Here is a 12,862-nt window from a genome sequence, read left to right as displayed (position 1 = left end):
TGCAAATGTTGTTGCTTTGTACGGTAGCCCTGCTGTAGTTACCTATACTTCGGTTTGCTACGGACATCGGTTTGTCACAGGTGGCTCAAACACTTGTTTAGCAAGTGGCTTCTTTAGCGTTTTCTCACCGCAGAATTATTGCTATGTCAACAGCTATTTCTGTAAACCGCAGTCTCTAGCGGTCAATTAATTGATAAGGCGTTCGTACAACAGCCTAGTGATTTCGAGGAAAAAATACAATGCCAATTTCGATTCGGGATGATGTTGTTTATCTTATGTTGAAAAAAATTCAGGATAGAGATCGCAATCCTGGACCAGACCCAGTCAACTTTAATCAAGCTGATTTCACAGGTATTGAACTGACTCCAGCAGACTTTCTTGGTCATTTAGATTATTTAAACCAGGAAGCATACATCAACGCTGAATTTAGCGGTAATGCCTATGGCAATCAGGATGATGTGCCGAATGTCATTAACGCTAAAGAAGTTGATTTTCGTATTGCTAATACATACGGAGCGCCAGATGGTCCACTGCCTCATCTGATTGCCTTTAAGAAAGCAGAGTTAACAGAAAAAGGTCACCAAATGTTAGAAGACATGGAAAAGAATCCTCCTGAATCATTGAAAACTGGTACGACTGTTCCGATCGCGACTAAAGACACACCTTTCCTAGAAAAAGTGATGCTCAAAAGTGGTGTGTCAGATCTTTACGACGCACGCGATATTACAGAAGTTGTGTTTCGCACAATGCGGGATATGATGCCAAATCAAACCGTCGATCGCGTTGCTGACGAGCTTCACAAAGAAATGGAGCCGACCACAGAAAAAGCACTTCAAAACGAAATTGAAGACTTGTGGGAAGATACAAACCCTCTGGTGCGCTTTATTAGTCGCATTAGACAACCACTCATTATCAAAGACGACACGTTCTTATTCCGAGTCAGGCAAGAAGGCGGTCTGCAACCCACTGTCGATCCAGAAACCGTTGTTAAAGCAGTCTTCTCTGCAACTAAAGATGAGTTGTCTGACGATCGTATCCAGGAAATTCAAGGTTTTCTACCAGGTACAGTCAAAAAGCTTTGGCAGGAAGCATAAAGCAGTTGCAGGTGATTGGACAGAAGACTTTAGACATTCTTGTGCAGCCACCTGCAAGCACTTTTGCTTCGAGGTATTTTGGAACTCTCTAATCGATCAAATCGTCAACAGATACGTGTACTTGCCTATGGTGTTGTCCTAGTTACAACCTTGTAAGCAGCACTGATGTCTTGGTCTTTTACAAAGAGTTTATGATGAACCTGAAATCGCGTTGCACGAGACACTTTCTACAGTACGCAGGTGTATGTTGTAGCAGTTTGTTAATTTTTGCTGCGATCGCTACTCCACTTGCAGACAGGGCAATGGCTCAGGTTCGTCCCTCTGCTCCGGTGGTCAATCCACCCTTACCTAGTGAACAGCAGCCGCCTATTGCGACACTTACTCCAAATAATGGCACTGTTGGGGTAAAGCTAATCAACAAGACTGGTGCACAAATTGTGTATCAAGTAATTGGTGATACGCAGCTGCGCGTGCTGAGCGGACGATCGGAAATTATGCTCCAGTCATTACCGACTCCGGTTAATTTGTCGTTTTATCGCCGCGATCGTGGCTTTTTGCTTGTCAGTCCTCAGGTGCCTGCAGCAGCTACTAATACGATCGAGCTAACGCTGACAGAGACAACTGACTTTGCCACTGATAAAACGGCACTTACCATTGAGCCAGATGGCGAGGTTTATCTTAATTAAGCGTGAGGATGCTGTTAGTGTCTCTACAAGCTGACAGACATTAATCTGCGTTCACGATTTTGGGGACTTTGAAAAAATCACCATCGCGATCGGGGGCAGACTCTAGCATTGCTTCTCGTTCAGCGTAGGGCTGTAGCGTATCGGCGCGAACCACATTACTCACGTCGATCGCCCGTGTGGTTGGCTCAACCCCGCTCACGTCCAACTCATTCAACTGCTCAAAATAACCCAAAATAGCGCCCAACTGAGTAGTCATTTTCTCTTCTTCTTCTTCTGTCAGTTGAAGACGGGCAAGGTGAGCGACTTTATGAACTTGTGCGCGATCAAGCATGAGTAGTTGTTAACGATTGGTTAGTAAGTTTTAGGCGCGAATGACCCGCTATTGCATCTTCACAAGCTGACACTGACAACTAGGTAGCACCCTAGACCAGTACTGTTGTTGGCTCATCGCTTTTAACAGCTAAAAGCCAACAACTAAAAATGTCTTAAAAGTACGCGTCAATCTGCGATCGTCCCGTCGTCTTAAGCCAGTTCTGCGCCTCAATGTAGTTGTTGGGTGCAACACGAATAGCACGTTTCCAGTATTCTGCTGCTTGCTGAAAGCAGCTCTCAGCCTCTTCATCCTTGCCAGCTTCTTTTGCCTGCTCGCCCTTGTAATGGAAGATAACCGCTACGTTATTGAGCGCTTGGGGCAACCTGGGGTTTAAATCTAGTGCCTGGTGGTAATAGTCCATCGCTCGATCGTGATCGCCATTACTGGCATGAATCAGCCCGATGTTGTAGAGGATGTAGCTGCGATCGTAATCGTCGTCTTCCAGCTTCAATGCTTCGTAGTAGTTATCCAGCGCTTCGGCATACTCACCATCGCCTTGGGCAGACATACCATCGCGATAGTAAGCAAACGCTTCTTTCTCTTTTTTTGTGGCAGGCAGCATCTTCAAGATGATATCTGCCATGACCGTGAAGCTTTTATCAATGAAGTTGTCGTTGCGTTGAGATCTTGGCATAGCCCGCAAATGGTAGTGATGGGAGCAAGAACAAGTCGGGAAAGCAGGTTGCTTCGACTGTGTATTAGTTTAGCGCCCATTGGGAACTGACGTGTAGAAGATCTGTTACAGCACTGCGATCGCGCCATTGATAATGCTTTAGACCAACAAGAATTATGGCAACAGCAGTAACACGGGAATTTAGTGTGATACCAGTCACCCGATTGAGTGAGTTTGGTTAGCGTTAAAGACTAGGGCTGTCACACCCTGCTATGACAACATTCACAGGACCAAACGGCTTTAATCACCAGCGAAAGTAAAGAAGTCGCTCATAGTTGAGTCTCGGGGCATCCACTTAGAGCAAAGTTCTTAATGCTACAGACCTTAAACATAACGACCGTTTGACGGTGAAGTTACTGAAGCGGTAGTGCCTTGCAGCTTACGAGGTCTTACTGAATAACCTGACGCTAAAGACAACTTTCTCAGAGCATTTGTTCCGCTTCTTTTGTCAGTGCGTCTTACTTTCTTTTATCTGGCTACGCAAAAGCCAGGGGCTCAGTTACCACACTACACCCCTGGCTAACTCCACCGTTCAACCAAACTCGAGGAGCTAATATCTTATGGTAGACAAAAATAATCAGACAGCAGCTTATCAGGCACACTTTGTTGAACTACTATCGTCATCAACTAGCTTAAAGCCTCGTCAGCACTTAACGAGCCGTGAGTACGCTGATGCTGGCATTATTCAGTTAGCTGCTTTCTTGCGAGACAACCCAAATCCGATTCTGGTCTTTAATCCAGAGGGCGCAGTGATTAAGGTTAATCCGACTGCGGTAAAACTACTCAAACGACTGCAAGTAGAAGCACTGGCGATCTTGCCACCCGAGCATCTGCAAATTGTAAAAGCGTGTCTAGAACGTGAAGGGCATGAACATACAATTGAAGTCACCGTCAATGGTTCTATCTTCGCACTGACCTATCGTTCGCTGCTTGCGTTCAAGATTGTGTATCTCTACGCGATCGAGCTAACGGACTACCGCCGATCGGAGGCAGAACTGCTAAGAATTGCGGCAAAGACGATCGACCTGGCGAAACAAGCTGTTGTACAAGTTCAAGCCCTTCGCAAAACACTCCCCAAAGCAACAGTGAAACCTGCTGCAGCACATCAGGGAGACGTGACTAATATGTTTGTCTCTATGGACGGCTGTGTGTTTGAGTCTGTAAGTAGGGCTAAGGCGTGAGGCAGGGGAGAAGAAGTGCAGGGGAAGCAGGGGATGCAGAAGGGGAACTGGCAGCAATGGGTGCAGCCCAAATCCTCTACTGCTCACTCCCTACCCCCTACTTCCCACTCTCTACTCCCCACTCCCTGCACCCCTTTTCTTCTCAAGGGCAAAAATACAGATCCTATACTAGGAGTAGATAAGGCTTTGCAGGGAAACCGCTATGATTCCAAATCCCGAAATTATGCAGGCGGTTGAACGCCTGGATTATCGCGTAACCGTTGGCGACATTGCCAGCCAAGCAGGGTTGAATGTAACTGTGGCGCAACAAGGGCTTTTGGCGCTTGCCTCTGAGGCTGGTGGGCATTTGCAGGTTGCCGAGTCGGGCGAGGTTGTTTATCTATTCCCTCAAAATTTCCGCACCGTCTTACGCAATAAGTCGTTGCGGTTGCAGTTGCAAGAATGGTGGAGCAAGGTTTGGAAAGTCTTGTTCTACCTGATTCGGATCTCCTTTGGGATTGTGCTGTTGGCTTCGATCGCGCTGATCGCCATTACAATCTTCTTCATTGTGATGGCTGCTAACTCTAGCCGTGACGATAACGATCGTGACTCAGGTGGCGGCATCTTTCTACCCAACATCTGGTTCGGTCCAGACATCTTTTGGATTTTTTCGCCCAACTACAACGATCGCCCACAACGGTACGATCGTCGGTCTGCACGGTCTGGCGACAAGCCTAAGATGAACTTTCTGGAGGCGATGTTCTCCTTCTTGTTTGGCGATGGCAACCCGAATGCAAATCTGGAGGAGCGACGATGGCAGGCGATCGGCACAGTCATTCGCAATGAGCGAGGCGCTGTTGTTGCCGAGCAAATCGCGCCCTATCTCGATCAGGTCGGTCAAGAGTTTAGCCGCCCATACGCAGACCAAAACGAAGAGTATATGCTGCCCGTGCTGACTCGTTTTAACGGGCAACCTGAAGTGAGCCCTGAAGGTGAGATTGTCTATCACTTTCCAGAGTTGCAGGCGACAGCGGCACAAACCCGTCCTCAGCCTGTTTCAGCCTATTTGCAAGAACAACCGTGGCGCTTTAGTCAAGCCGGTTCGGGACAACTCATACTGGCAGTAGGGCTAGGTGGCGTTAACCTTATTGGGGCTTTAGTGCTGGGTAGCCTCCTTGCTGATGGTACTGCGGCTGCTCAACTCGGTGGGTTAGTTGCCTTTGCACAGTCCATTTACTGGGTGTTACTGGGCTATGGCACTGCGTTTCTGGCGCTACCCCTCCTTCGCTACTTTTGGGTGCAATGGCGCAATGGCAAGATCAATGCCCGCAATGAAGCACGCCAGCAGCAGGCTATGCAACTTAACCAGGCGGATGCCAAGCTGCAAGGTAAGCTTGCCTATGCTCAACAATTTGCTGCGGAAACAGTCATTGGCACAGGCGATTTAGCGTACACCACAGAGCGCGATCTGTTGGAACAAGATGTGGAGCAAACGTCCAAAATTGACGCTGAGTGGCAACGTCGCCTGGAACAGGGGCAAAACTAGGTACGGCGATCATGTTTTTGCTGCTTGTAAAGCGTTAGCTAGCCTCTATGCATTGAAGGCAAAACTTAACGCTTTGCAACATTTTCAACGGCTGCAAGGCCGAGTAGAAAGTCGTTACCTAGAATTTATGGAAGGCGTAAAAGTCTTCATAATAGCGATCGTCAATTAGATCTGTAACAGGCAATACTGATACTATTAATCACCTCGTCGTGAGCCAGCGTTAAGAGAATGAAAATTAAGCTTGGGGATATTCTAACTGGTGAAAATGGTGCCTTTTACAGAGTCGTTGAGTGCAAGGAGGATATCGTCTCGCTGAGACGGCTCAATGGCTATACAGACTTTTCATGCAACCCTGCGTTCGTTGAAGCTCGGTTTCAATCTGTATCGTGCCTGTTGGCAGCCTATAGTCCCTCAGTCTAAACTGTCCTTCACGATCATGACTCAGCTTGCACTATTGCGATAGAGCCGTCGTGATTCAGGTGGTATCCATGTAGCATCCCTGGTCAGGTGCATCGACCCAACCCCTCGATTGCACAGTTGCCAGTGCTTTAGCAAAACTTTTCACATTCTTTTGTAAAGAATGTCGTAATTACAGAGCAACCGTGCAAAATGTTAGGGGCTAATCTAGTAGCTTTTCTACTTTGCCAGCCACTGGTGATAGTAGCGGTTTGAACGCCTTATCGGTTTGCAATGTGACGTTAATGCACCTACAGACACTAGCAGCCTGCACACTCGCGGCGATCGCCGCATGCGAGGGCATTCACACTGCTAGTGCAACGGCTAGCCCACGCTCGTCGTTAAGCCATAACGTACCCAGCAACTTCTCTAACAGCAACGTAACAGTTAGCGCATTGCCGCCCAGCGCAATTACAGAACCAGGCGTAGGCGCGATCGCTCAGGCAACACCAGAAACCCTAAGCAGTCTACAAACCCAAAGTAATCAACAAGCATCAAGTAGTTTAGAGACAGCGGCAGCGGTTGATGCCCAGACAAGCAGTACAACTCAGTATTATCAGGACTATCAGCCGATCGTAGCACCAGCTACAGCCCCTTTAGCGGCTCCTACATCGCCACCATCTGACTTAACGCCAGCAGTAGGATCTGATCAACCAGCGATCAATTTTGGTGCGCCTCTGTCGTCTACCGTTGAGCGATCGCCCACGCAAGCGCTGCCTACTAAGACTTCACTGAGCGAGCCTCTACCGACCGAGATGCCTCCTGGAGCGTCACCTGCGTCAATCAATGCTCCCATCTGGGTCGTGCCATCGCAACAAGCTACGACACCAGAAACAGCACCGATACCAGACATTAAACCGGAGACGATACTAGCCCCAGGTGAGAGAGTAACGGTGCCAGCGTTGCCCAGCGCCACACCAGTTACACCTCCCAGCCAGCGCACCCCTGCCCCTAGAGGCACGATCGCGTTACCTGATCTGGTTGTGACAGCAACAGATGTACAGATTGTGGGCGCTGAGGCAGAGCTACAGCAAGTGGTTCGCAATACGGTCAAAACACAACCAGGTGGCGGCACCAGCAGTACTCAGCTTAAGCAAGATGTGGCAGATATTCTAGGCACTGGGCTGTTTGCCAATGCCAGCGTTAGCAGTCGCACTAATCCTCAAGGGTTGAGTGTAGTTTTTCAAGTCGAGCCAATCATAGTGCGATCGCTGCGGCTAACAGGGGCACAAGCGCTGACGGTAGACGTTGCAAATCAACTGTTTGGCGAACAGCTTGGTACAGCAGTTAGACCCACCCTGCTCAACGAAAGTGTAAGACGTATTAATGAGTGGTACGCCCAAAACGGTTATTCGCTAGCGCGGGTCTTGACCTTACAGCCAACACGAGAGGGGGTTGTCACCGTTGAGGTTGCTGAAGGCTACGTGGGTGATGTGCAAGTGCGCTTTGTCAACAAAGAAGGTAATCCCGTTGATGAGCAAGGACAGCCGATTCGGGGACGGACTCAACCCGGTTTCTTGCGCCGCCAGATCAAACTACAACCAGGACAGGTCTTTCGCGAAGACGTAGCCCGCACCGACTTGCGGCGGCTTAGTGAATTGGGCATCTTTGATGGTGCCAACGTTTCCTTTGAGGGCGATGCACGACGGGTTGCCGTTATTTATAACGTGGTTGAGGCATCGGCGCGGCGGGTCAACTTTAGCGGTGGTTATAACGATGAGCAGGGTCTTTTTGCGTCAATCAATTTTCAGGACAACAACTTTGGGGGACTGGGACAACGATTTAGCACCAACATTCAGCCAGGAACGCTAGACACACAGTTTGATGCCCGTTTTGACAGCCCGTACCGTGATACCGACCCGAATACACCTGGTTATGGTGCCAATGTTTTCCGGCGACAGGGACTATCGCGCGTGTTTGACGATGACATCAAGCTGCCAAACGGTAGTCGTGCGCGGGAACGCAAAATTGGTGTCGGGATTGATGCCACTAAACCGCTAAGTCCTACCTGGAGAGGAACGTTAGGGTTGAGCTATACCAACGTGAGCCTACGCGATCGTGAGGGTGACGTTTTTGCCAGAGATGAAAGAGGGAATCCACTCTCACTGAGCGGGACAGGCATTGATGACTTGACGACCCTATCGTTCACAGCCATTCAAGACTTACGCGATAACATCGTTAATCCAAGCCGTGGCTCGGTTGTAACGCTTAGTACCGAACAATCCATTCCGATCGGTCGCGGCGAAGTGTTTGGCAATCGCCTACAGGCAAACTATGCCACATTCATCCCAGTCGGTTTAATCAAGCCGAATGCGGATGCCCAACAGCCTCAAGTGGTTGCTTTTAATCTTCAGGGTGGCACTACGATCGGCGATCTGCCTCCTTACAATGCCTATGTGTTAGGCGGACCGAACTCTGTACGCGGCTATGGCGCAGGCGACCTCGCAACCAGCCGCAGTTACTTTCTAGCCTCTGCCGAATATCGCTTTCCCCTTTATCGCTTCATTGGGGGTGTGGTCTTCGCTGATTTCGCCTCCGATTTAGGCTCTAGCGATGAAGTGCTGGGCGAACCAGGCATACAACGAGGCAAACCGGGCACAGGCGCTGGCTTTGGTTTAGGCTTACGAGTTAACTCACCGTTTGGCATTATTCGTGCAGACTTTGGCGTCAGTAATCAAGGCGATAGTCGCTTTCAGCTTGGCTTTGGGCAACGCTTCTAAAGGCGGAGATCGGGAGAGTTTCGCGTTGATTCTTTCCTCTAACAATCAGCCACTTGAACCCTTTACCCCTTACTCCCATTGGGTTAGCAGCCCATCGCCTTCCACTCGTAGCTGTCGTCCACGCCAGTAAACACTCTGACCAAACGCACCCATCAGCCAGACGAGAAAGGTCAGCACATCTCGGAATGGCAAGAGCCAGAGCCAGCGTGAGAGGCTGGGACACTTGATACTGAAGATAGTAGTCGCCACCTGAAGGTAGCGAACGATGAAGGTAACTAGACTAAGGGCGATCGCCCAATTAGCAAAACCCGACAGCAACAGCAACGGCAAACAAAACACTGTGCCATAGCAAAACACCATGCTGTAATACTGGGCACCCCGATTAAAGCGAATGGTGCGTGCCCAGCGTAGCTCCCGCTGAAAGACCTGCCCAACAGTTTCGTTCCCAGTGTCTGATTCCACCACGTAGCGCGATAGTTCGATGCGATAGCCCGCCTCAGCGGCTCGTTTGCCAAGGTTATAGTCTGAGCCAATACGGTTAAAGTGCAGACCACCAAAGCTGGCAAGCGTAGTTTTGCGAGTGGCGATCGTCGCACCAACGGCACACCGCAAACCACGATCGAGTACGCGGGCAATGAGCAAGCTAGGAATAAAGTCAAAGCAGCGACCTAATGAGGCGATCGCAGCTCCCAACGAGTGTGGCTGGTAGCTAATAAACGCACAGGTCACAAGCCCCACTTTTTCATCTACTAGCGGTGCCGTAACGGTGCGAATGTAGTCAGCATGAACCCGAATATCGCTGTCAGCAAAAATAATGACCTCGTGCTGTGCCTGCTCCAGCAGATAGCTTAGATTGCTGTCCTTATAGTTAATGCCCCGTGGTTCCAGTCCGTAGAACAAGCGGGCGCGATCGCTATAGGTTGCCACCACTTTTTGCAGCATCGGGATTGCCGGATCGTGCGGATCTGTGACACCAAACAGCACTTCATAGTTGGGATAGTTCTGAAGGCAGAAGGACGACCAGTTCTCCCAGGCTCCAGCATCAACACCACAAGCAGGTACAAGAATAGAGACGGGCAAATCCAGGTTATCTGCCGTACTAGGGAGAGTAGCAGCGTTAAAGAACTGATAGGTAAAAGTGGCACAGGCAAGGTAGAAGACGATCGAACCACTGATGAGCAAGACAAGCAAAAGTTCCAGAAGCGTGATCATGAGTGCTGTAGGTTAGACACGATCGACTGACCGTAAGGGTGATGAGTGTGGCTCGTGGTGCTAGTGCGATTCTATCTGTCCGTAGTTCAGTTTGAGGGCACGATCGCACAAGTGAAAGTATTGGTCATCATGGCTAACCACAAGCACAGTCTTGCCCTGCTTCTGTAATTGGGGCAAAAATTCTGTATAAAACAGATCCTTAAAGCTTGGATCTTGGTCTGCCGCCCATTCATCAAAGACATAAATCGGGCGATTCTCAAGATAGGCAGTCAGTAAGGTAAGCCGCTTGCGCTGCCCTTGAGACAGTGCCGTGGTCGAAAGCTTCCCGTTTAACACTTTCACTTTACGATCGAGACGTAAGCGTTGCAAATAGAGTTGCGCCTGTGCATCTAAATCCGTCTGATCTAACCCCAGCAAGCGATCGAACAGGTAGAAATCGGCAAACACAACTGCAAAGTGCTGACGATACCACTCCTGGCGCTCAGCATCAATTACCTGTCCATCCAGATAAATCTCACCGCTCTCGGGTTGATACAGTCCGGTGATCAGCTTTGCTAGCGTCGATTTACCGCTACCATTGCCACCCACAATGAAGATGATTTCACCGTGCTGTAAGGTCAAGTCAATCGGTCCCAACACAAAGCAGGCATCATCTTGATCGGTCTGATAGGTGTAGGCAACACCTTTGAGCGTCAACGTTTGCCAGTTTTGGTTGGGCGGGGCTGGCACTGCTAGCACTTCCGATCGGGTCGCTAGCGACAAGCCCAACGCCTCAATTTTACCGAGCGCAATCCCAGCACGGCTAATCGTTGGCAGTTGGCTCACCAGGCGATCCATCGGCAACATCAGGTAGGTAAACGTCAGCACATACCCTGAAATCGTTTGGGGATTCAGCGTCATTATCTTTGGCAGGGCAAACAGTACAAACCCGACCGCAAAGAAAAAGATTAGCTTGCCCCAGCTAGCCGTAATTGCAAACATCATCAGCCCGCGCACACTGTAATGCCGAAAAGCCGCTGCCGTTGGTTGCAAATCTTCTTGCAAAAACGCCTGCCGCCTCCAGTAGTGCAGCTTCAGTTCCTTCGTGCCTTCCGTCACGGTGCGAAAGTGTTGAAAGAGATGATCCTGCTCTTCGCGGGCGCGTGCTAGCAGTTGCCGACCCTGCCGCAGCAGCCAGCCACAACTACTCAGTGCTGCGATCGTCACGCCCACAACGAGAAAAAATACCTGCCAGGAGAGCCAGGTAATGTAGACCAGACAACCTGCTACCGTTGCCAGATCGATGCAGAGGAACGGCACCAAGCGTACTGCATCTGTGACAGCCTGCACGTCATCTGTCAGGGTAGCCAACAGACGCGGGGCACCCAGCTTTTCGAGATGAGCTAGCTCAGAGGCAAGAATCTGACGGCTAAGGCTCAGACGCAGTTGAAACACTGCCTGCTGTGCAAGCTGGATCAGCATCATCTGCGAAATCACGCTGGTGACCAACGCCACTAGCGCCAGACCGCCAAAGATCCAAGCGAATGCAGCGAGCGATCGCGCATTTTCCTGAGTTAGTGATCGGCTAATCAGCGCGATCAAGCTTGCCGTGCTGCCACCGCTAAGAAAACCTGTCAAGACGGCGATCGCCACCATCCACCAGGACGACCGTAAAAGAAAAACAACCAGACTCATGCGGTCCTATCAAACTCCATCCTGAACAAGCCGCCTGGAAGGAATGAACTTTTTAAAAAACGCTTAGTCATATTATCCTGTCAACTTAGAATTACATAAAGAAAGATGGGCAAAATTAAGTCACGACCGATGCCTAGCACCCACTCAAGACATTCTTTTGATTAGCAACGTTTAATTAATCTCTTCATCGCAGCCCTATCCCTTGAACAGGAGTACTAATGCAATCGGCAAAGATGCCGCCAATGGAGCAGTTTCCAAGCTTTTCTTTGGTGCTGGAGACAGAAAATCTAGCCAATGCTCATCTAGACGGTTTATCGCAGTCTTTAACCTCATTGGCGCAACAAAGTGTACCGCTAACAGTTGCTAACGAAGTTTTGATTATTGATACTGGCAATACGCCAGCCCAATTATTAAAGCAACTGTGCGATCGCTATCCTTGGCTAAAAATACAGCAAGCACCCTCTTCCACAGGCTACTACAAGGCAAAAATGCTGGGAGCCGCACTGGTTACGGGGGAAGTAGTTGTCTACTGCGACTCTGATTGTACCTACGAGCCACAATGGCTACAGCACCTTCTGATGCCCTTTGTAGTCAGGAATGATATCCAGATCGTCGCTGGTGAAACAAGCACTCGTGGCGTTGGGCTTTACGGCACTGCAATGGCAATCGCTTACATTTTTCCGCAGTACTCTAGTAGCCAATCTCTGGCTCCAACAACGCAATACTTCCTCAACAACGTGGCGTTCCGGCGCGAATTTCTGCTGAAGCAGCCCATTCCAGTCGCGTTACCGTTATATCGTGGTAATTGCGTCATTCATGCTCGTTATCTACAGCAACAGGGCTACACGCTTTGGCGACAGCCTCAAGCAAGAGCTGCCCATGCACCACCGAGCGATCGCTCACATTTTTTTTGGCGGTTTCTGCTGATTGGGCACGACTATTATTGGCAGCAGCAATTGCTAGCCAAACCGACTAGCACAATGCAGCAACCGAATGCCATGCAGAACCTCAGCGACGATCGCGATCCTACTGCTGGTTTCAAGGGCAAGCTAGAGGTCTTTCGCGATCGCCTCCAAAAGATGGCGCGGCACGATCGTCGCCATGTTTTTTACCTGCCCTTTGCACTGCCGATCGTCATCGTCTCTGCACTGCTGGTTTTTGCCGGATACGTTATCACAGCTCGCCGCCCAGACTACTTACTCAAGTCTTATGCCCATGTACTTGATGGCAGGGAGGAGCTTTGAGTTTTTTGCTCCCCGTTTTAGCCT

Annotated in this window: 10 protein-coding genes; 6 read left to right on the top strand and 4 right to left on the bottom strand. The window is 49.7% G+C overall.

Annotated elements, in window-relative coordinates:
* Positions 1–239: 239 nt before the first annotated feature.
* A complete protein-coding gene (locus H6F86_RS08860; protein WP_190448175.1) occupies positions 240–1,094 on the top strand; it encodes a DUF2267 domain-containing protein in 855 nt (284 codons plus the stop codon).
* 257 nt (positions 1,095–1,351) lie between these two features.
* Positions 1,352–1,780 (top strand): hypothetical protein, encoded by a 429-nt coding sequence (locus H6F86_RS08855; protein WP_190448174.1) that lies wholly within the window; start codon positions 1,352–1,354, stop codon positions 1,778–1,780.
* A 40-nt stretch (positions 1,781–1,820) separates the two neighbouring features.
* Here the strand turns inward: H6F86_RS08855 and gatC are convergent, their stop codons facing one another.
* A complete protein-coding gene (gene gatC / locus H6F86_RS08850) occupies positions 1,821–2,111 on the bottom strand; it encodes an Asp-tRNA(Asn)/Glu-tRNA(Gln) amidotransferase subunit GatC (RefSeq protein ID WP_190448173.1) in 291 nt (96 codons plus the stop codon).
* Between the two features lie 154 nt (positions 2,112–2,265).
* Positions 2,266–2,787 carry a photosystem I assembly protein Ycf3 gene (locus H6F86_RS08845; RefSeq protein WP_190448172.1) on the bottom strand — a complete coding sequence of 174 codons (522 nt, stop codon included), beginning with the start codon at positions 2,785–2,787 and terminating at the stop codon, positions 2,266–2,268.
* 599 nt (positions 2,788–3,386) lie between these two features.
* Between H6F86_RS08845 and H6F86_RS08840 the strand changes: the two genes are divergently transcribed.
* From H6F86_RS08840 to H6F86_RS08830, 3 genes are all read left to right on the top strand, one after another.
* The gene (locus H6F86_RS08840) at positions 3,387–4,007 is read left to right on the top strand and encodes a PAS domain-containing protein (RefSeq protein ID WP_190448169.1); all 621 of its coding nucleotides are present in this window, start codon (positions 3,387–3,389) and stop codon (positions 4,005–4,007) included.
* Between the two features lie 202 nt (positions 4,008–4,209).
* A complete protein-coding gene (locus H6F86_RS08835; protein ID WP_190448166.1) occupies positions 4,210–5,532 on the top strand; it encodes a hypothetical protein in 1,323 nt (440 codons plus the stop codon).
* A 701-nt stretch (positions 5,533–6,233) separates the two neighbouring features.
* On the top strand, positions 6,234–8,708 hold the full coding sequence (locus H6F86_RS08830; protein ID WP_190448163.1) for a BamA/TamA family outer membrane protein: 2,475 nt from the start codon (positions 6,234–6,236) through the stop codon (positions 8,706–8,708).
* A gap of 69 nt (positions 8,709–8,777) precedes the next feature.
* Here H6F86_RS08830 and H6F86_RS08825 read toward each other — a convergent pair whose 3' ends face one another.
* Together H6F86_RS08825 and H6F86_RS08820 are read right to left on the bottom strand one after the other, a co-directional pair.
* On the bottom strand, positions 8,778–9,920 hold the full coding sequence (locus H6F86_RS08825) for a glycosyltransferase (RefSeq protein ID WP_190448161.1): 1,143 nt from the start codon (positions 9,918–9,920) through the stop codon (positions 8,778–8,780).
* 60 nt (positions 9,921–9,980) lie between these two features.
* The gene (locus H6F86_RS08820) at positions 9,981–11,594 is read right to left on the bottom strand and encodes a cyclic peptide export ABC transporter (RefSeq protein WP_190448159.1); all 1,614 of its coding nucleotides are present in this window, start codon (positions 11,592–11,594) and stop codon (positions 9,981–9,983) included.
* A 218-nt stretch (positions 11,595–11,812) separates the two neighbouring features.
* Between H6F86_RS08820 and H6F86_RS08815 the strand changes: the two genes are divergently transcribed.
* Complete coding sequence (locus tag H6F86_RS08815) at positions 11,813–12,838, top strand: glycosyltransferase family A protein (protein ID WP_190448156.1); 1,026 nt, start codon at positions 11,813–11,815, stop codon at positions 12,836–12,838.
* Positions 12,839–12,862: the final 24 nt, after the last annotated feature.

The sequence above is a fragment of the Phormidium sp. FACHB-592 genome (genome assembly GCF_014695795.1).
Classification (GTDB): Bacteria; Cyanobacteriota; Cyanobacteriia; order Leptolyngbyales; family Leptolyngbyaceae; genus Stenomitos.
Note: the sequence above shows the minus strand (reverse complement) of the source record. Positions and strands in the feature narration are given on the sequence as shown.

What these genes read in the sequence shown, in the direction of transcription:
- H6F86_RS08860 (WP_190448175.1), top strand. Translation starts at nt 240, where the DNA reads ATGCCAATTTCGATTCGGGATGATGTTGTTTATCTTATGTTGAAAAAA.
- gatC (WP_190448173.1), bottom strand. Translation starts at nt 2,111, where the DNA reads ATGCTTGATCGCGCACAAGTTCATAAAGTCGCTCACCTTGCCCGTCTT.
- H6F86_RS08845 (WP_190448172.1), bottom strand. Translation starts at nt 2,787, where the DNA reads ATGCCAAGATCTCAACGCAACGACAACTTCATTGATAAAAGCTTCACG.
- H6F86_RS08840 (WP_190448169.1), top strand. Translation starts at nt 3,387, where the DNA reads ATGGTAGACAAAAATAATCAGACAGCAGCTTATCAGGCACACTTTGTT.
- H6F86_RS08835 (WP_190448166.1), top strand. Translation starts at nt 4,210, where the DNA reads ATGATTCCAAATCCCGAAATTATGCAGGCGGTTGAACGCCTGGATTAT.
- H6F86_RS08830 (WP_190448163.1), top strand. Translation starts at nt 6,234, where the DNA reads ATGCACCTACAGACACTAGCAGCCTGCACACTCGCGGCGATCGCCGCA.
- H6F86_RS08825 (WP_190448161.1), bottom strand. Translation starts at nt 9,920, where the DNA reads ATGATCACGCTTCTGGAACTTTTGCTTGTCTTGCTCATCAGTGGTTCG.
- H6F86_RS08820 (WP_190448159.1), bottom strand. Translation starts at nt 11,594, where the DNA reads ATGAGTCTGGTTGTTTTTCTTTTACGGTCGTCCTGGTGGATGGTGGCG.
- H6F86_RS08815 (WP_190448156.1), top strand. Translation starts at nt 11,813, where the DNA reads ATGCAATCGGCAAAGATGCCGCCAATGGAGCAGTTTCCAAGCTTTTCT.